The organism is Phenylobacterium sp. (genome assembly GCF_046291545.1).
Taxonomy (GTDB): Bacteria; Pseudomonadota; Alphaproteobacteria; order Caulobacterales; family Caulobacteraceae; genus Phenylobacterium.
Window position 1 is genome coordinate 30,139 of sequence record NZ_JBKBSM010000009.1, and the last position, 16,560, is coordinate 46,698.

Below are 16,560 nucleotides of genomic sequence, written 5' to 3' on the forward strand. Positions count from 1 at the left end.
CCGCATGGAGGGAAAGGCGCCCTGCGCCTCACCCCTTGGGCGTCAGCTTGATCACCTGGCCCTCGGCGCTGTCGGTGGCGACATAGAGCGCCCCGTCGGGACCCACCGCCACGTCGCGGATGCGCTGCTTCAGCTCGGTCAGGATGCGCTCCTCGCCGACCACCTCGTCGCCGTCCAGGGTCAGGCGCGCCACGTGCCGGCCCGCCAGGGCCCCGACGAACAGGCTGCCCTTCCACTTCGGGAACAGGTCGGCCTGATAGAAGGCCATGCCCGAGGGCGCGATCACCGGGTCCCAGTAGTAGACCGGCTGCTCCATGCCCTCCTTGGCGGTGATCCCTTCGCCGATCGGCTTGCCGGAATACTCCTGGCCGTAGCTGATGGTCGGCCAGCCGTAGTCCTTGCCGGCCTCGGGGATGTTCAGCTCGTCGCCGCCGCGGGCCCCGTGCTCCACTTCCCACAGCTTTCCGGTCAGGGGGTTGATGGCGGCGGCCTGGATGTTGCGGTGGCCGATCGACCAGATCTCCGGCCGCGCCCCCTCGCGCCCGACGAAGGGGTTGTCCCCGGGGATCGAGCCGTCGGCCTTGATCCGCACCACCTTGCCCAGGTCGCTGTCCAGGCGCTGGGCCTGCATCCGGCCCGGCAGGATCGAGCGCTCGCCCAGGGTCACGAACAGCGTCCCGTCCGGGGCGAACACCAGCCGCCCGCCGTAGTGCATGGTGGACTCCATCGCCGGCGCCTGGCGGAAGATCACCTGCACGTCCTCCAGCCGCGGCGGCGCGCCCGGCTCCAGCCGCCCCCGCGCCACGCTGGTGCGGGTGCCCTCGGCGTCGCGGTCCGCATAGCTCCAGTAGACGAGCCGGTTCTCATCGAAGTCCGGGTCGAGGGCCAGGCCCAGGAGCCCGCCCTGGCCCTGGGCGTCCACCGCCGGCAGCCCCGCCACCGGCGCCGACAGCGTCCCGTCGGCGCCCACGATCCGCAGGCGGCCGGCCCGCTCGGTCACCAGCATCCGCCCGTCGGGCAGGAAGGCGATGGCCCAGGGATGGTCCAGCCCCTCGGCGACCACCGTGGTCTCGTAGGCCACGTTCGCCTGCACCTCGGGAGCGCGGGTCTGGGCGGGGAAGGCCGGCGTCTGGCCCTCGGCGTTGGGCGGGCGGGTCTCCACCGGGGGGGCGGCCTGGGCCCGGTCCGCCGCCGGCTGGGCGGCGCCTTCCGGCCCGCCGCAGGCGCAGAGGAGGGCGGCGATCGAGGCGGCGGCGAACAGGCGGGGGCTGGGCAAGGTCGTCTCCTTCAGATGGGTCCGGCCACGGCGGCCAGGGCGTCCTTGGGCGGCGCGCCCTCCAGGTGGATCTGCGACCACACGGCGAAGAACAGCAGCGGCCAGCGCTGGCCGCCGTCCTCCGCCGCGAACGCCGCGCGCACCGCCTCGGGGGACCGCACCTGCCGCACAGCGTCCAGGCGCGAGATCCGTTCCGCGATGTCGCCGGCGCGCGGGGCGATCCAGGCCTCCACCGGCACGGTGAAGCCCTGCTTGCGGGCCCAGGGCTCGGCCGCCGGACAGGCGACCTCCAGCCACTTGCGCAGAAGCCACTTGCCGTATCGCCCGCGCACCTTCATCCGGTCTGGCAGCCGAAAGGCGAAGGCCGCCACCTGCGGGTCCAGGAACGGCGTGCGCCCCTCCAGCCCATGGGCCATCAGGCAGCGGTCGAGCTTGGTCAGAAGGTCGTTGGGCAGCCATGTGGCCACGTCCGCCCACTGAGCCTTCTGCAGTCCCGTCAGGGTCCCGCTCAGTTCGGCCGGAGCCTTGGCCTGATCGCGCCAGCGGGCCAGCACGCCGGGATCGTCCGTGCGCGGTTCGGCCGGCCGTCCGCCCAGCCAGGCCGGCCGCAGGGCGCGGCGATAGCGGCCGTAGCCGCCGAACAGCTCGTCGCCGCCCTCGCCGGTGAGGACGACGGTGAGGGTTCCCTTCGCGGCCTCGGCCAGCTTGTAGGTGGGAAGGCAGGCGTAGTCGGCGGTGGGGTCGTCCATCGCCCAGGCCACCTGCGGCAGGATCCGCCAGAAGTCCTCCTCGCCGAACCGGGTCTCGCGCCAGTCCAGGTCCAGCGCCCGGGCCACCCGCTCGGCCTGGGCCCGCTCGTCCCGCGCGCCGGGCGCGTCGAAGCCGCAGGTGAAGGCCGTCACCGGCCGTGCGTTCAGCCGCGCCATCAGCGTCGCCACCGCCGCCGAGTCGATCCCCCCCGACAGGAAGAGGCCGTAGGGCACGTCCGAGCGCTGGTGCACCCGCACGCTGTCCTCCAGCACCGCGTCGAGCCGGGCGAGGAGCGCGGAGTCGCTCAGGTCCCCCTCCGACCGCTTCGCGGCCACCGCCCCCAGGGGGGGAGAATCTTCGCCGCCAGACGCTCCCCCTGTGGGGGACCTGTCCCGGAAGGACTGGGGGGGACTTTGAAGGGCCAGGCGCCGCCCGCGCTCCACCATCCGCCCGCCGGCCACCTCGACCAGCGCCCCCGGCGCCAGGCGGCGCACGCCCTTGAAGATGGTCTCCTCGGTCAGGGTGTAGTTGAACGCCAGAAGCTCCCGCGCCCGGTCGGCCGACAGCTCCGCGCCCACCAGCCCCGCCTTCAGGAACGCCCGCGGCTCGGAGGCGAAGGCCAGGCCCCCCTCCAGCTCAAGGGTGTAGAGCGGCTTGATGCCGAAGGGGTCGCGCGCCAGCCAGGTGCGGCCGTCGCCGCCGATCAGGCACAGGGCGTACATCCCGCGCAGCCGCTCGAAGGCGGCCTCGCCCTCGCGGGCGTAAAGGTGCAGCAGCGGCTCGAAGTCCGAGCCGGTGGCCAGGGCCGGCCCGAGCTGGAAGTTCTCGGCCAGCTCCACATAGTTGTAGATCTCGCCGTTGCCGATCACCGTCGAGCCGGCGGCGTGCAGCGGCTGCCAGCCGCCCTCCAGGTCGATGATCGACAGCCGCGCGTGGGCCAGGGCCGCCTCGCCTACGGTCTCCACCCGGATCCCGTCCGGCCCGCGGTGGGCCAGGGCCTCGATCAGGGGGCGCACGGCCCCGTCGGCGCCCAGCACCCCGGCGATCCCGCACATTCAGCCCGCTCCGAGGTCGGCGAAGAGGTCGCGCCAGCGGGCGACCACCGCGGCGCGGGAGAAGTCTGCCTCCACCCGCTCGGCGCCGTGCTGCACCAGGCGGATGCGCAGCATCGGCTCGTCCAGCACCCGGCGCACCGCCTCGGCCAGGGCCTCGGCCTCGTCCACCGGGACCAGCAGGCCGTCGTCCCCGTCGCGGATCAGGGCCGAGGGCCCCTGGCTGGCCGCGGCCACCACCGGCAGGCCGTGCGCCCAGGCCTGGATCACCACATTGCCCAGGGGCTCGTAGCGCGAAGGAAAGACGCACACGTCCGCGGCCCGGTAGAGCGCCGAGGCGTCGTTGCGCCAGCCCAGGAACCGCACCCGATCGGCGACCCCCAGGGCCGTGGCCAGGGCCTTCAGCTTGGCCTCCTGCGGTCCGGCCCCCGCGATCCACAGATAGGCCTGCGGCAGGCCGACCAGCGCCTTCAGGCTCACGTCGTGGGCCTTCACCTCGTGCAGCCGGCCCATGCCGAGCAGCAGCGGCGCCTCGGCGGGGGTGTCCAGCGCCGCGCGGTCGGCGGGCGCCGCCTCGTCCGGGGCGTCGGCGAAATTGGGGATGTAGCGCACCTGGCCCGCCGGCCAGCCCTGCTCGACGATCCAGTCGGCGATATGCTCGGTGTTGGCCACCAGCACATCGAAGCCCTTGTAGTACTTCAGGCTGTAATAGCCGCCCAGGCGGCCGATCCGCGCCCACGGGCCCTTCGGCGTGTGCCGCGCGGCCCGGTTCATCCAGGCCAGAGCCGCCTTCACCTCCTGTCGCCGCGCGAAGCGGGCGACCTGGGGCCGGGTGAAAAGGTCGATGGGCCCGCCGAAGCGGAACACCTCGGCCGGCACGCCCGCCTGGGCCAGGGCCGCCTGGCGGCCGGGGTTGGCGCGAAGGGCGGCGGCCTGGTCCACCCCGGCCTCCGCCAATGCGCGGACGAGGTCGACGAAATAGGTCTCCGCGCCGCCTTCGCCGGCCGTTCCCAGGAGGTGAAGCACGCTCATGCGCCGGCGACCCTAGCCGCGCTCGCGCCCGCACCCAAGCGGCTTGAACCGAAGAATGCGACACCCTATAACCCGCGCCTCGCGCGCGAGCGATCGCGCCGGGACCCATGGCTGGGTAGCTCAGATGGTTAGAGCGGTGGATTCATAACCCACAGGTCGGCGGTTCGATCCCGCCCCCAGCTACCACGGTTTTCTCCTGCAAAATCAAAGTCTTAAAGGGTGGCCCAGCTACAACCTGGCTCATACATCGATGAAGCGTGCGTAGTCCTGCGCTTCGTCTGCTTCAGCTAAGGCTATGAGAAACCTGAGGAATGCCTCCGCCGCCCGGTCGGCTAGGTAGGGATCCTCGCCGTCGGCGTAGTCATCGTTCGCGGCTGCGGGGCGGTGGCTGTCCACCCGGACGGTATAGGGACTATAGTCCTGGTCGCGCCCCATCCCGCGATGGACTGGCGCTCGATCTTCGGCGGGAATGTTAGGCGTGTGCGGCAGGAGCGCGGCCTCACGCAGGAGCAGCTCGCATTCGAGGCGAGCATCGATCTCACGTACCTAGGGGGTATCGAGCGCGGACGGCGGAATCCTAGTCTTCTAGTGATTACTAGAATAGCTGCGGCGCTAAGCGTGCCGCCTGTCGAGTTACTCGTGACGGACCAACGCTAAGCCGGACCAGACCATAGAGGGTGGCGGGTTAGGTCCGTAGTCCGACTTAAGGCTGGTGGATTTTCTCGGCAAGAAAGAACACTCCGTGCAGCGTGGTAACCAGCATTGAGCTGAGTAGTGCCAAGATAGAACCAACAACTACAATCTTTCCGAATGCCCACACATTCTCGCCGAAGCGCATGTCTGCCAATCCGCTGTGAAGCGCATCAAGAGATGGTGCGATGATATTTAGCGAAATCATACCAAAACATAGAAGGAACGAAATGATCACGAGATAGGAGAATAGGTAAGCCAAAAACTGGCGACGCGTCAGACGGGAAGCCACCTTTCGCCCGCTAACGAGAAGGTCAATCTCGGGTGCGGGTGCAGGCATTTCGCGGTCCATCGCCGGGCTCCCAAAGGTCGCGACTGCGGCTAGGCCGGCAAAAAAGAACCCAGGAAGGATAGATATCACGGACAACGTAGCTGAAATTGCTCCATCCTTCCCCAGGAGGGTCGGCTTAATCGGAAGAACAAGGTACGTGGTAAGTAGAATTGACCACAGGAGCAGTGGTAGCCAGAATTTATAGACGCGTATTTCGGCATGGCGTATCCTTAGATACGCAAACCCGCGCAGCAACTCGTATGAAAGTTGCGTAAGCATCTAGACGTGCCGTTCAGCCACGAGTTGCGGGATCGCCAAATCCCGAAGGTGCGGGACAATAGATCGCGTTGATTGGGCGAGAAACGGAAATATATTCCTCAGTTCGAATGACTTAACGTAGATGTCATTTAGCGGCGTTCCGTTATGGGAGTCGATCTCGACGGTGACGCTTCGGCTCGAACCGGGGGTGCGGTACGCCACCTTCGCCACTGGATAGGCCCCCGCATTCTGCTGAAACGCTTGCTGGAGCCCCTGCCATAGATTGGCAGGCAGGTTGTTGTGATCGATCGCCAGCTTAAGCTCCGAAGCCTTCTTCGTCAGATAGGCCGCACCGCCAATGGGTGTCGCGGCCTCGGTCCGAATCAGTGACACACCGGAAAGGTGACCGTTGTTGATGTCGTTGATCAGGGTATCCGACGGCCTCCCCCGCAGTTCAATGTGGGGACAGCAACGGTCCAATCGTGGGTTCCCGTGCCGGTCCTGGCCGCCCCCCGGATGGGGATACTGGTAGAAGGCTGGGTTCGCGCGATACTCGTAATTGAGCAGCTTGGACAGCAATCGCCGTACAAGATCGGAGGGCAGACCCGGCATCCGTTCCACCGCACAGGTGTAGGTGTTCGGTAGGCCAATCTCCGGTGCGAGCGAAATAAGCACGTGGCACCCGACGTCAGCGCCTTGGTTTCCCTCCTTCACGTGCTCCTGGAAATGGCCTGCTTGGGGGTCGGAGTAGACGGCATTGGGCGCTGTCTTGTCCGAAAGTCTGACAAGTAGTGTTGCGACTGCGCGAGCTTGGTCGATCTCCATGTCGCCAATCAGGAGAGTGGCGTCGCCGCGTCGGATCGGGAAGGTGCGGCCTGCATTCGTCATAGCCTCCCAGACACCTACCACTTCGGCTATGTCCGGTATCGCCGCTCCCGCCTTCCGCGCGCCAACCTCCAAGTCGTAGATGTAGAACTGCCGTCGATCATTCCGCATGAATTCGTCGCACGCCCCCGCACGGTGGGCCGCAGACTGCCACGACCCCCGACGATCGTACTCACTGAGTGCGTGAACGTACATATTTCCACAACCGAGGAAGCGCGGCGTGAACAATACAAGAACATCCGCGGTCTGTCACCCGCAATTGCTCAGCCACGGCGCGCCTGCCGCGACGGCCTGGAGCGGGCGGTAAGCAGGCTTTAGGGGACGGCGGACAGCCCTCTTCATCTGCGGCAGTAGCTTCAGAATAACGAGCAGCGGGGGTGTATGGGCCAGGCTGTAGCGGCCCCCAGCTACCAGGGTTCTCTTCCGCCCCGACATCGCCAGCGATCGGACCTTGCCGAGATCTCAGAAGGGTCGGTTTCGGTCGAACGCGGCCTTCCTTGAAGCCGGCAATCCACGCGTCCGCTCGTCGTCGCGCGGCGTTTTCCTGCTTGCCTGCGAGCCGACGTCGCCCTCCGCGCCGTCGGAGCGGGCGGACTACGGTCATTCCCGGGCCCGCCCCCGCGGCCTCGATTTGATGGCGGCCCGAAGACGCGCGAGTATGGCCTGCAGGATGGGCATGGAGGCGCACGCCGATGTTGTTCTGGTTGACGAGCGCCCTTGGACTCGGCGTCGCCTATCTGCTGGGCTCGACGCCGACCGGCTTCCTGGCGGGCAAGCTTCTCAAGGGCGTCGACATCCGCGAGCACGGCTCCAACTCGACCGGGGCGACGAATGTCCTGCGCACCCTCGGCCTCTGGCCTTTCGGCGCGGTGCTCGCCGTCGACGTGCTGAAGGGGGCGGCGGCGATCGTCTTCGTCCGCTGGCTGAGCCAGGCCCTGTTCGCCTGGCCCGCCGCCGCGCCCCCGGCCTGGGTCGAGCCGTCGGCCTTCACGCCCTGGGCCGTCTGCCTCGCCGGGCTTGCGGTCCTCGTGGGACACGCCCGTTCGATCTGGCTGAACTTCAGCGGCGGCAAGTCCGTCGCGGCCGGGGTCGGCATGCTGGCGGCCATGTCATGGCCCGTCGCGTTAGGCTCACTGTCCGTCTTCGGGATCAGCCTTGCGCTGTTCCGGACGATGTCGGTGAGTTCCATGGCGGCTGCGCTGACGTCGATCGTCCTCGTCTGCGCGTTCGACGAGCCGCTTCCGTATCGCGTGCTGGTGATCCTGGGCGGAGCCTTCGTGATCGTGCGCCATCGGGCCAACATCGCGCGGCTGCTCGCCGGAACCGAGCCGCGGGTCGGCCGCCCCTCGCCGTCGGCGTGAACGTCCTCTCAAGGCGGGCGGCCGCCTCTCCGTTGGCCCGCCCCCGCCGCGCCTAGCCCGCCCGCGCCGCGTCGGCCGCCTCGAACTGGGCGATCTGGTCGGCGCGGGCCTTCTGGAACGCGGGACGCGAGGTCAGGCGCTGGACATAGGCCTCGCTCGCCGGGCGCTCGCCGAAGGCGCGGACCTGGGGCACGCGCAGCACGTCGGCCATCAGCAGGTCGGCGATGGTGAAGCGTCCGGCCGCCAGCCACTCGCGTGCGCTCAGCACGGCTTCGAGCTGGGCGAGGCGCTGGCCGAACCAGGGCGTCAGGGGGTTGTCCGCGGTCTCGGTGATGGTCAGGAACCACCACGGCACGCTGGCCATCTCGATCGAGTTCAGCGCGGCGATGGTCCACTGCAGGGTCTGGGCTTCCCCGGCCAGGTCCTTCGGCATCAGCGCCTCGCTCTTGCGCGCCAGGTGCAGCAGGCAGGCGCCGCTCTCGAACACCTCCAGCGTTCCGTCGTTCAGGAAGGGGACCTGGCCGAACGGCTGGCGCTCCAGGTGGTTTGTCTCGCGCCCGTCGAACGGAACGGTGCGCACCGTGTAGGCGAGGCCCGCCTCCTCGCACGCCCAGCGCAGCCGCAGGTCGCGCACCAGGCCGCGCGGCCCATCGGGAACCCAGTCGTAGGTCCAGATCGTCAGTCCGCTCATCGCAGCGCTCCTCTTCCTTCGCCTCGGCGTCAGCCCGCCGCCGCCGCTTCCAGCGGGGCGATGTCCAGCTTGACCATCTGCAGCATGGCCTCGGTCACCCGCTTGACCTTCGCCGGGTCCGGATCGCCCATCAATTCGCGCAGGCGCCTGGGCGCGATCTGCCAGGACAGGCCCCAGCGGTCGCGCAGCCAGCCGCACTGCTCGACCGCGCCGCCTTCGGCCAGGGCGTCCCACAGCCGGTCGAGCTCGGCCTGGGTGTCGCACTCCACCATGATCGAGAAGCTGTGGTTGAACGCATCGAGCGGTCCGGCCTCGATGGCCATGTAGTTCTGGCCGCCGAGGGCGAAGCTGGCGATCGAGACGCTGCCGGCGGGCCCGGACGGGTTGTCGGCCATCACCGCGTCCATGGACTCGATCGCCGAGCCCGGGATCAGCGAGGTGTAGAAGCGCACCGCCGCGGCCATGTCCTTTTCGAACCACAGATGCTGGGTCACTTTCATCGCGCGTTCTTCCGTCCTGTCGTCTCAGACCGGCCGCGGGGCGGCCTTCCACCCCCAGGACGAACCAGCCGCCGCGGGTCCGACATTCGTCACGCGATTTCCTGGCCAAGAGCCCGGCGCCGGCGGCGTTCCCCATTTCGGGTAATCGCGGTCCCGCCGGCTACCCTTTGTTGAGGCGGCGGGCGCCACCTGCGCGGCCTGCCGTCCGGGCGCGCGCCCGGCCCGCGGGAAACCAGTGTCGCCAACAAGAACAACAGGGACGTTTCATGGACATCGACCAGGCCCTCGCCGCCCACGCCGAATGGAAGATCAAGCTGCGCGCCGCCATCGCCAACGGGGCGACGGTGGACGCCCGCGCCATCGGCGCCGACAACTGCTGCGATCTCGGCCGGTGGCTGCACGGCGAGGCCAAGGCCCTGCTCGGCGCCCGCCCGGCCTACCAGGACTGTGTCGCCCGTCACGCCGCGTTCCACAAGGAGGCCGGCCGCGTGGCTGTGGAGATCAACGCCAGGCGCTTCGACGCGGCCTCGGCCATGCTCGACGGCGGCGCCTATGCGGCGGCCTCCAGCGCCGTCGGCGTCGCGATCGGCCGCCTCAAGCGCGAGATGGCCGGGGCCTGAGCCGCGGCGCGGGGCTGCGGAGCGCGTGGAGCCGCGTCCCGTCGCTTCGGCCGCCGGCCTCACGGCAGGATTGTCTGACGAGCCGCCTCGGCGGCGCTTGTGCGACCGTGTCGCATTTTCCGCTCATTAATCATCAGGTTACCATACGCAACTTACGGTTGGTCGGTGGCTCCGGTGCTTGCTTCGGCGCCTTGGATCGGCGTGCATCGGGGGGTGAGCGCGTGTATGCAGGTATTGGCCGCGGCCGGGGACGGAGCGAGGCGGTCCTTGAGGCGCTGAACCGCTCGCTGGCCGTGATCGAGTTCGACCCGCACGGGACGATCCTCACGGCCAACGCCAATTTCTGCGAGGCCATGGGCTACCGCCTGGAGGAGATCCGCGGGCGCCACCACAGCCTGTTCGTCCCGGCGGACTACGCGGCGAGCGCCGAATACCGCGACTTCTGGGCCCGGCTCGCCCGCGGCGAGTTCGACTCGGCCGAATACCGGCGCATCGCCAAGGGCGGCCGCGACGTCTGGATCCGCGCCACCTACAACCCGGTGCTGGACGGGGCCGGCCGCGTCGAGCGCGTGGTCAAGGTCGCCACCGACGTCACCGCCGAAAAGCTGAAGAGCGCCGAGTGGCAGGCCAAGCTCGACGCCATCGGCCGGGTCCAGGCGGTGATCGAGTTCACCCCGGCGGGCGAGGTCATCACCGCCAACGACCTGTTCCTGCAGACCCTCGGCTATCGTCTCGACGAGATCCAGGGCCGCCACCACAGCCTGTTCGTCGATCCAGCCTATGCGCGCTCCCAGGAGTACCGCGCCTTCTGGGCCCGGCTGAACGCCGGCGAGTTCGTCTCCGCCTCGTTCCGCCGGATCGGCAAGGGCGGCCGGGAGGTCTGGATCCAGGCCTCCTACAACCCGGTGTTCGACCTGAACGGCAAGGTCGCCAAGGTGGTGAAGTACGCAAACGACATCACCGATCTGACCGCCATCGGCGACGGCCTCGCCCGGCTGGCGGCCAACGACCTGCGCCAGGACATCGCGCGCCCGTTCTCGCCGACCTTCGAGAAGCTGCGCCTCGACTTCAACGCCGCCCACGCCACCCTGCGCGCCACCGTCGAGAAGGTCGCCGGCGGGGCCCGCTCGATCCGCGCCGGCTCCCAGGAGGTGTCGATCGCCGCCGACGACCTCGCCCGCCGCACCGAGCAGCAGGCCGCCAGCCTGGAGCAGACCGCCGCCGCCCTGGACCAGATGACGGCCACCGTGCGCCAGGCCGCCGAAGGCGCCGGCGCGGCCCAGGCCGTCGTCGCCGCCGCCAACGAGGACGCCCAGCGCAGCTCGGCCGTGGTCCGCCAGGCCGTGGAGGCGATGGACGGCATCTCCCATTCGGCCCACCAGATCGAGCGGATCATCGGGGTGATCGACGAGATCGCCTTCCAGACCAGCCTTCTGGCCCTCAACGCCGGGGTCGAGGCGGCCCGGGCAGGGGAGGCGGGCCGCGGCTTTGCGGTGGTCGCCTCCGAGGTGCGGGCGCTGGCTCAGCGCTCGGCCGAGGCGGCCAAGGAGATCAAGACCCTGATCGGCGCCTCCACCGGCCAGGTCGACGCCGGCGTGAAGCTGGTGCGCGAGACCGGTCAGTCCCTCGAGCGCATCATGGCCAAGGTCGGCGAGATCGACGCCCTGGTCCGCGAGGTCGCCTCCGGCGCGCGCGAGCAGTCCGGCGGCCTGGAGCAGATCAACCACTCGGTCAACGAGATGGACCGCGTGACGCAGAAGAACGCGGCCATGGTCGAGGAGGCCACCGCCGCCAGCCGCTCTCTGGCCCACGAGACCGCGCAGCTCTCCGAACTGGTGGACCAGTTCAACCTCGGCGGCGAGGCCTCTCCCCCGCGCCAGGCGCCGGGCCGTCCGCACCTTCGCGCCGTCGGCGGCGCCTAGGCGTCCAGGGCCACGAGCGCCCCGCCGTAGGGCGGCAGGACCAGCGCGCCGTCCTCGAGGCGACCGCCCAGGCCGATGTCGATCAGCGCCCCGGCGGGCGGGCGGGCGATCCTCGCCGCCTCGCCGCCCAGTTCGAAGACCAGGGCGCAGCGCTGGTCGCCGAGCTCGCGCACGAAGGCCAGCACCGTCTCGGGCGCCTCGAGGGCCAGGGGCGCGCCGCCGCCGAGCTGCAGGGCCGGGAGGCGCCTTCGCACCGCCAGCAGCCGGCGCACGAACTCAAGGGTGGACTCCTCGTGGCCCTGCTGGCGGTCCACCGCGAGCTCCCGGTGCGCCGGGTCGAGCGGCAGCCAGGTCTCCACCGCGGCGGAAAAGCCGGCGTTGGCCTCCTGCGCCGACCACGGCATCGGCGTGCGCGCGCCGTCGCGTCCGGCGCCGCCGGTGTAGGCGGCGATGGCGAAGGGGTCGCGCAGGCGCTCGAACGGCACCTGGGCCTGCGGCAGGCCCAACTCGTCCCCCTGGTAGATGTACGGCGTGCCCGGGAGGGTCATAAGGATCGCCAGCAGGCAGCGGGTCAGCCGCGGATCGGGCTCGCCGCCGGGCGCCAGGCGGCTGGGGAACCGCGGCACGTCGTGGTTGCCCAGCGACCACGAGGGCCAGCCGTCTCGCCCGCGCCAGCCTTCGATCGCCTCGCGGAACAGGCCCGGATCGGCCCGCCGCGCATCCAGCAGATAGAAGCTGTAGGCGCTGTGCAGCCGCTCGCGCCCGCGGGTGTAGGCCGCCTGGGTCTCCAGCGGATCGTGGTCGACGATCTCGCCCACGGCCATCCGCTCGCCGTAGCTGTCGAGCAGCGCGCGCAGGCGTGAAAGGAAGGCCAGCGTCTCCGGCTGGCTGCGGTTGTGGACGTGCCGCTGCAGGGCGTAGGTCAGCGCCGGGGTGCGCGGCAGGGCCGCCGGCGGATTGTCCCGCAGCGCCGCGTCGTGGAAGAAGTAGTTGACCACGTCCAGGCGGAAGCCGTCGACGCCGCGGTCCAGCCAGAAGCGCGCGACGTCCAGCACCGCCTCCTGCACCGCCGGGTTGCGGAAGTTCAGGTCCGGCTGGCTCGGCAGGAAGTTGTGCAGATAGTACTGCCGCCGCCGCGGCGACCAGGTCCACGAGGGCCCGCCGAAGCTGGCCTGCCAGTTGTTGGGGGGCGAGCCGTCCGGCCTGGCGTCGGCCCAGACGTACCAGTCGCCCTTGTCCGAGGCGGCCGAGGCGTCGCTCTCCTTGAACCAGGGGTGCTGGTCGGAGGTGTGCGACCACACCTGGTCGATCACCACCTTCAGGCCCAGGCGGTGGGCTTCCTCCACCACCGCGTCGAAGTCGGCCAGGCCGCCTAAGGCGGGGTCCACCGCCCGATAGTCCGAGACGTCGTAGCCGAAGTCCTTCATCGGCGAGGCGAAGAAGGGCGAGAGCCAGATCGCGTCCACCCCCAGGTCGGCCAGATAGGCCAGCCGCGCGCGCACGCCGGCCAGATCGCCGACGCCGTCGCCGTCCGAATCCAGGAAGCTGCGGGGGTAGATCTGGTAGAAGACCGCGCGCTTCCACCACGGCGTGGAGGCGGTCGGGTCCATGGAAGCTGCACTCATCGAATCACGGTCCTCCGGCGCCACCGATAGCGCGGCGCAGGACCGCATTGAACGGGCGGCTCCTCCGCCGGTTGCCCCCGCGGCGCGGCGCCGCCGGCGCGGGCGGCGCGAAGGTTACGGCGAATTATCTTTGCCGCGCGCCACGAAGACGACAGAACGGCCGCGGATGGATCGGCCCTCCATGGAGCCTGACGCTTGATCGCCCTTTTCGCCGCCGTGTCCCTGGCGGTGGCCGCGCCGGAACTGCCCCGCCTGCCGGAGATCCGCCGCGATCCCCAGATCACCTATGTCGACCGCTCCGGGGTGGTGCTGGGCGTGCGCGGCGGCCGCTTCGCCCCGCCGATGGACGTGGCCCGGCTGCCCGCCTACGTGCCCGCCGCCTTCGTCGCCATCGAGGACCGGCGCTTCTACCAGCACAACGGGGTGGACGCCCTCGGCATAGCCCGGGCCGTCGTCAACAACGTCGCCGAGGGCCGCCTGGCCGAAGGCGCCTCCACCATCACCCAGCAACTGGCCCGCAACCTGTTCCTCAGCTCCGACCGGACGGTGGAGCGCAAGGCCAAGGAGATCGCCTACGCCCTGCAACTCGAGCAGGCCTACTCCAAGCGCCAGATCCTCGGCCTCTATCTCAGCCGGGTCTATTTCGGCTCAGGCGCCTACGGGCTGGAGGCCGCCGCCCGTCGCTACTACGACAAGCCCGCCGCACGCCTGACCCTGATGGAGGCGGCGACCCTGGCCGGGGTGCTGAAGTCGCCGACCAACTACAACCCCGCCGAAAAGCCCGAGGCGGCGGCCCAGCGGGCCCGCCTGGTGCTGGACGCCATGGTCGAGACCGGGGCCATCACCGCCGCCGACCGCGCCAAGGCCCTGTCCAGGCCCGCCCGCGCGCTGCGCGCCGCCCCCGCCCTGCCGGCCCAGTACTTCGTCGACTGGGTCGACGGCCAGACCCGCCAGATCGTCGGCAAGCCGAAGCAGGACCTGGTGGTCGAAACCACCCTCGACCTTTCCATGGAGCAGGCCGGGGCCGAGGCCGCCCGCGCCACCCTGGCCGCCCGCAAGAGCCAGGGGATCGAGCAGGCCGCCCTGGTGGCCGTCGACGGGCAGGGGCGGGTGCGGGCCATGGTCGGCGGGCTCGACTACGCGGCGAGCCCCTACAACCGTGCGGTTCTAGCCCGCCGCCAGGCCGGCTCGGCCTGGAAGCCCTTCGTCTACCTGACGGCGCTCGAGGCCGGCTGGCGGCCCGAGGACCTGGTGCTGGACGAGCCCTTCGCCGTCGGCGCCTGGTCTCCGCAGAACTACACCCAGACCTACTCGGGCCTCGTCACGTTCGAGCAGGCGGTGGCCCAGTCCCTGAACACGGTGGCCGCGCGCCTCGCCGACGAGACCGGCCGCGACGCCGTCGCCGCCACCGCCCGGCGGCTCGGCGTCGTCTCGCCGATCAACACCGAGCCGGCGATGGCGCTCGGCACCACCCTGGTCTCGCCCCTGGAGATGGCCCAGGCCTACGCCGCCTTCTCCACCGGCGGCCAGAAGGTCTCCGCCTACGGGATCGAGCGCATCCGCACCGGCGGCGGGGCGGTGCTCTACCAGAAGAAATCGGCCGCGCCCCAGCAGGTGGTCGCCAACCCGGCCCTCGGCGACCTCAACCGGATGCTGCGCGGGGTGATCGCCTCGGGCACCGGGACCCGGGCGGCGATCCCCGGCTATGACCTTGCGGGCAAGACCGGCACCACCTCCGACTACAAGGACGCCTGGTTCGCCGGCTACACCGGCGGCCTTGCGGCGGTGGTGTGGATGGGGCGCGACGACGGCTCGGCCATGCGCGGAGTCACCGGCGGCGCGGCGCCGGCGGAGATGTGGCGGTCGTTCATGGGCAAGGCGCTCAAGCGCGCCGGCGCCCGGCCGATCCCGCCCGGGCCGCCGCCGCCCGTGGCCGATCCGCCGCCGGCGGACGTGATCGACACCCTGCTGGACGCCGCCCCCGCGGGCGCGGCGGCCGAGCCCGCGCCGGCGGCGCCGTTCTAGGCCTCAGGCCGCCCGCTCGGGGATCACCACCGGCAGGGTCTCATAGCCCTTCACGAACACCGAATGGGTGCGCAGCGGCTCGCCGACCACGTCGACCACCGGAAAGCGCTTGAGGATCTCTTCCCAGATGATGGTCAGCTGCAGCTCGGCCAGGCGGTTGCCCACGCAGCGGTGCACGCCGAAGCCGAACGACAGGTGCCGCCGCGGGTTGGGCCGGTCGATCACATAGCTGTCGGGATCGGCGATCACGCTGTCGTCGCGGTTGCCCGAGACGTACCACATCGCCACCCGGTCGCCCTTGCGGATGGTCTTGCCGCCCATCTCCACGTCCCGGGTCGCCGTGCGCGCCATGTGCGCCAGCGGCGTCTGCCAGCGGATGGTCTCCGACACCATCGAGCTGATCAGCTCGGGGTTCTCCCGCAGCTTGCGGTACTGGGCCGGGTTGCGGTTCAGGGCGTAGAGCGAGCCGGAGATGGTGTTGCGGGTGGTGTCGTTGCCGCCGATGATCAGCAGGGCCACGTTGCCGTGGAACTCGTGCTCGTCCATGTCCCGCGTGGCGTCCCCATGGGCCAGCATCGAGATCAGGTCGAAGGCCGGCTCGGCGCGGGCGCGGGCGTTCCACAGTTCGCTGAACACCGAGAAGCATTCGGAGATCTCCCGGCGCTTCTGCTCCCAGCTCGTCACCGGCCCGTGCCCGGGCGCGTTTGTGAAGACGTCCGACCAGTGGGTCAGCCGCCGCCGCTCCTCCTGCGGGAAGTCGAACAGCGTGGCCAGGGTCATGGCCGTCAGTTCCTTGGAGACCAAGTCCACCCAGTCGAACGTCTCGCCGATCGGCAGGCCGTCGAGGATCTTGGCGGCCCGCTCGCGGATCACCGGCGCCATCCGGTGCAGGTTGGCCGGCGCCACCACCGGGCTGACGGTCTTGCGCTGCTCGTCGTGCTTGGGCGGGTCCATGGAGATGAAGCTCGGCCGCGCCGGCCTGTTGGCGGCCTCAGCCTTGGCCTCCAGGCTGACCAGGGTGATCCCGTCGGCGGAGGAGAAGGTCTCGTGGTCGGTGTCCACCGCCACAATGTCGTTGTAGCGCGTGATCGACCAGAATGGGCCGTAGGCGCTTTCCGCCGTGAAATGCACCGGGTCCTCCCGGCGCAGCCGCTCGAAATAGGGCCACATGGCGTCCTGGGCGAACAGCTCCGGCTGGGCCGGGTCCAGTCCCTCCAGCGGTGCGGAATAGGCGCGGGCCTGGGCTTCGTGCCGAATGTCGACGGATCCGTCGCTCATGTGTCGCCTCCCTTGAAGCGCAACCGTACGCGCCAGAACTTTCGCCTGGAGTCGGTCGTTCAGTAGTCGTTCGCCGAAATCACGCCGAACCGAACAATGTTTCGCAAGGGATTTCTTGGGCTGGCAAGACGAACAATGTTCGGATTGCTGCGATTGGATCGCAATTCGGTCTTCCGCCACAATCCGCGAGCTATTGACAAGCCGCTTTTTCGACACCTAGCCTCAATTCTGACGAGGACGAAATAATTCGGCGGCCCAGGTGGG

General features: G+C 69.9%; 14 protein-coding genes and 1 tRNA gene. 6 read left to right on the forward strand and 9 right to left on the reverse strand.

Translation table 11 applies throughout. The features are described 5' to 3' along the window. Nucleotides 1–28 precede the first annotated feature (28 nt). The 3 genes from ACK4YQ_RS15945 to ACK4YQ_RS15955 are packed head-to-tail and all read right to left on the reverse strand — an operon-like array spanning nucleotide 29 to nucleotide 4,110. Nucleotides 29–1,276: a PQQ-dependent sugar dehydrogenase gene (locus tag ACK4YQ_RS15945; protein WP_409612604.1), complete on the reverse strand. Its 1,248-nt coding sequence runs from the start codon at nucleotides 1,274–1,276 to the stop codon at nucleotides 29–31. Nucleotides 1,277–1,287: 11 nt separating this feature from the next. Beyond that, on the reverse strand, nucleotides 1,288–3,081 hold the full coding sequence (gene asnB / locus ACK4YQ_RS15950) for an asparagine synthase (glutamine-hydrolyzing) (protein ID WP_409612606.1): 1,794 nt from the start codon (nucleotides 3,079–3,081) through the stop codon (nucleotides 1,288–1,290). Next, nucleotides 3,082–4,110 carry a glycosyltransferase gene (locus tag ACK4YQ_RS15955; RefSeq protein WP_409612608.1) on the reverse strand — a complete coding sequence of 343 codons (1,029 nt, stop codon included), beginning with the start codon at nucleotides 4,108–4,110 and terminating at the stop codon, nucleotides 3,082–3,084. 109 nt (nucleotides 4,111–4,219) lie between these two features. Between ACK4YQ_RS15955 and ACK4YQ_RS15960 the strand changes: the two genes are divergently transcribed. Together ACK4YQ_RS15960 and ACK4YQ_RS15965 are read left to right on the forward strand one after the other, a co-directional pair. Then, nucleotides 4,220–4,296: transfer RNA gene (locus ACK4YQ_RS15960), tRNA-Met, on the forward strand. A 255-nt stretch (nucleotides 4,297–4,551) separates the two neighbouring features. Continuing rightward, nucleotides 4,552–4,767 carry a helix-turn-helix domain-containing protein gene (locus ACK4YQ_RS15965; protein WP_409612716.1) on the forward strand — a complete coding sequence of 72 codons (216 nt, stop codon included), beginning with the start codon at nucleotides 4,552–4,554 and terminating at the stop codon, nucleotides 4,765–4,767. Between the two features lie 46 nt (nucleotides 4,768–4,813). Here the strand turns inward: ACK4YQ_RS15965 and ACK4YQ_RS15970 are convergent, their stop codons facing one another. Together ACK4YQ_RS15970 and ACK4YQ_RS15975 are read right to left on the reverse strand one after the other, a co-directional pair. Further along, nucleotides 4,814–5,152, reverse strand: a complete 339-nt coding sequence (locus ACK4YQ_RS15970; RefSeq protein ID WP_409612609.1) for a hypothetical protein — start codon at nucleotides 5,150–5,152, stop codon at nucleotides 4,814–4,816. A gap of 258 nt (nucleotides 5,153–5,410) precedes the next feature. Beyond that, entirely contained in the window at nucleotides 5,411–6,277 is an 867-nt protein-coding gene (locus ACK4YQ_RS15975) for a hypothetical protein (protein ID WP_409612610.1), read from the reverse strand. A 689-nt stretch (nucleotides 6,278–6,966) separates the two neighbouring features. Between ACK4YQ_RS15975 and plsY the strand changes: the two genes are divergently transcribed. Further along, nucleotides 6,967–7,635, forward strand: coding sequence for a glycerol-3-phosphate 1-O-acyltransferase PlsY (gene plsY / locus ACK4YQ_RS15980; RefSeq protein ID WP_409612612.1), 669 nt, complete (start codon nucleotides 6,967–6,969; stop codon nucleotides 7,633–7,635). Between the two features lie 52 nt (nucleotides 7,636–7,687). Here the strand turns inward: plsY and ACK4YQ_RS15985 are convergent, their stop codons facing one another. Both ACK4YQ_RS15985 and ACK4YQ_RS15990 read right to left on the reverse strand, forming a co-directional pair. Continuing rightward, the gene (locus ACK4YQ_RS15985) at nucleotides 7,688–8,326 is read right to left on the reverse strand and encodes a glutathione S-transferase family protein (protein WP_409612614.1); all 639 of its coding nucleotides are present in this window, start codon (nucleotides 8,324–8,326) and stop codon (nucleotides 7,688–7,690) included. A gap of 29 nt (nucleotides 8,327–8,355) precedes the next feature. Then, nucleotides 8,356–8,826 (reverse strand): VOC family protein, encoded by a 471-nt coding sequence (locus ACK4YQ_RS15990; protein ID WP_409612616.1) that lies wholly within the window; start codon nucleotides 8,824–8,826, stop codon nucleotides 8,356–8,358. A gap of 266 nt (nucleotides 8,827–9,092) precedes the next feature. Between ACK4YQ_RS15990 and ACK4YQ_RS15995 the strand changes: the two genes are divergently transcribed. Then, complete coding sequence (locus tag ACK4YQ_RS15995; protein WP_409612618.1) at nucleotides 9,093–9,446, forward strand: CZB domain-containing protein; 354 nt, start codon at nucleotides 9,093–9,095, stop codon at nucleotides 9,444–9,446. 221 nt (nucleotides 9,447–9,667) lie between these two features. Further along, nucleotides 9,668–11,368: a methyl-accepting chemotaxis protein gene (locus ACK4YQ_RS16000; protein WP_409612620.1), complete on the forward strand. Its 1,701-nt coding sequence runs from the start codon at nucleotides 9,668–9,670 to the stop codon at nucleotides 11,366–11,368. Here ACK4YQ_RS16000 and ACK4YQ_RS16005 read toward each other — a convergent pair. Beyond that, the gene (locus ACK4YQ_RS16005) at nucleotides 11,365–12,993 is read right to left on the reverse strand and encodes an alpha-amylase family glycosyl hydrolase (protein ID WP_409612622.1); all 1,629 of its coding nucleotides are present in this window, start codon (nucleotides 12,991–12,993) and stop codon (nucleotides 11,365–11,367) included. The two genes, ACK4YQ_RS16000 and ACK4YQ_RS16005, sit on opposite strands and share 4 nt — an antisense overlap. Before the next feature lie 195 nt (nucleotides 12,994–13,188). Between ACK4YQ_RS16005 and ACK4YQ_RS16010 the strand changes: the two genes are divergently transcribed. Continuing rightward, nucleotides 13,189–15,018 carry a transglycosylase domain-containing protein gene (locus ACK4YQ_RS16010; RefSeq protein ID WP_409612623.1) on the forward strand — a complete coding sequence of 610 codons (1,830 nt, stop codon included), beginning with the start codon at nucleotides 13,189–13,191 and terminating at the stop codon, nucleotides 15,016–15,018. Between the two features lie 3 nt (nucleotides 15,019–15,021). Here ACK4YQ_RS16010 and ACK4YQ_RS16015 read toward each other — a convergent pair whose 3' ends face one another. Next, entirely contained in the window at nucleotides 15,022–16,296 is a 1,275-nt protein-coding gene (locus ACK4YQ_RS16015; RefSeq protein ID WP_409612625.1) for a cytochrome P450, read from the reverse strand. Between the last annotated feature and the right edge of the window lie 264 nt (nucleotides 16,297–16,560).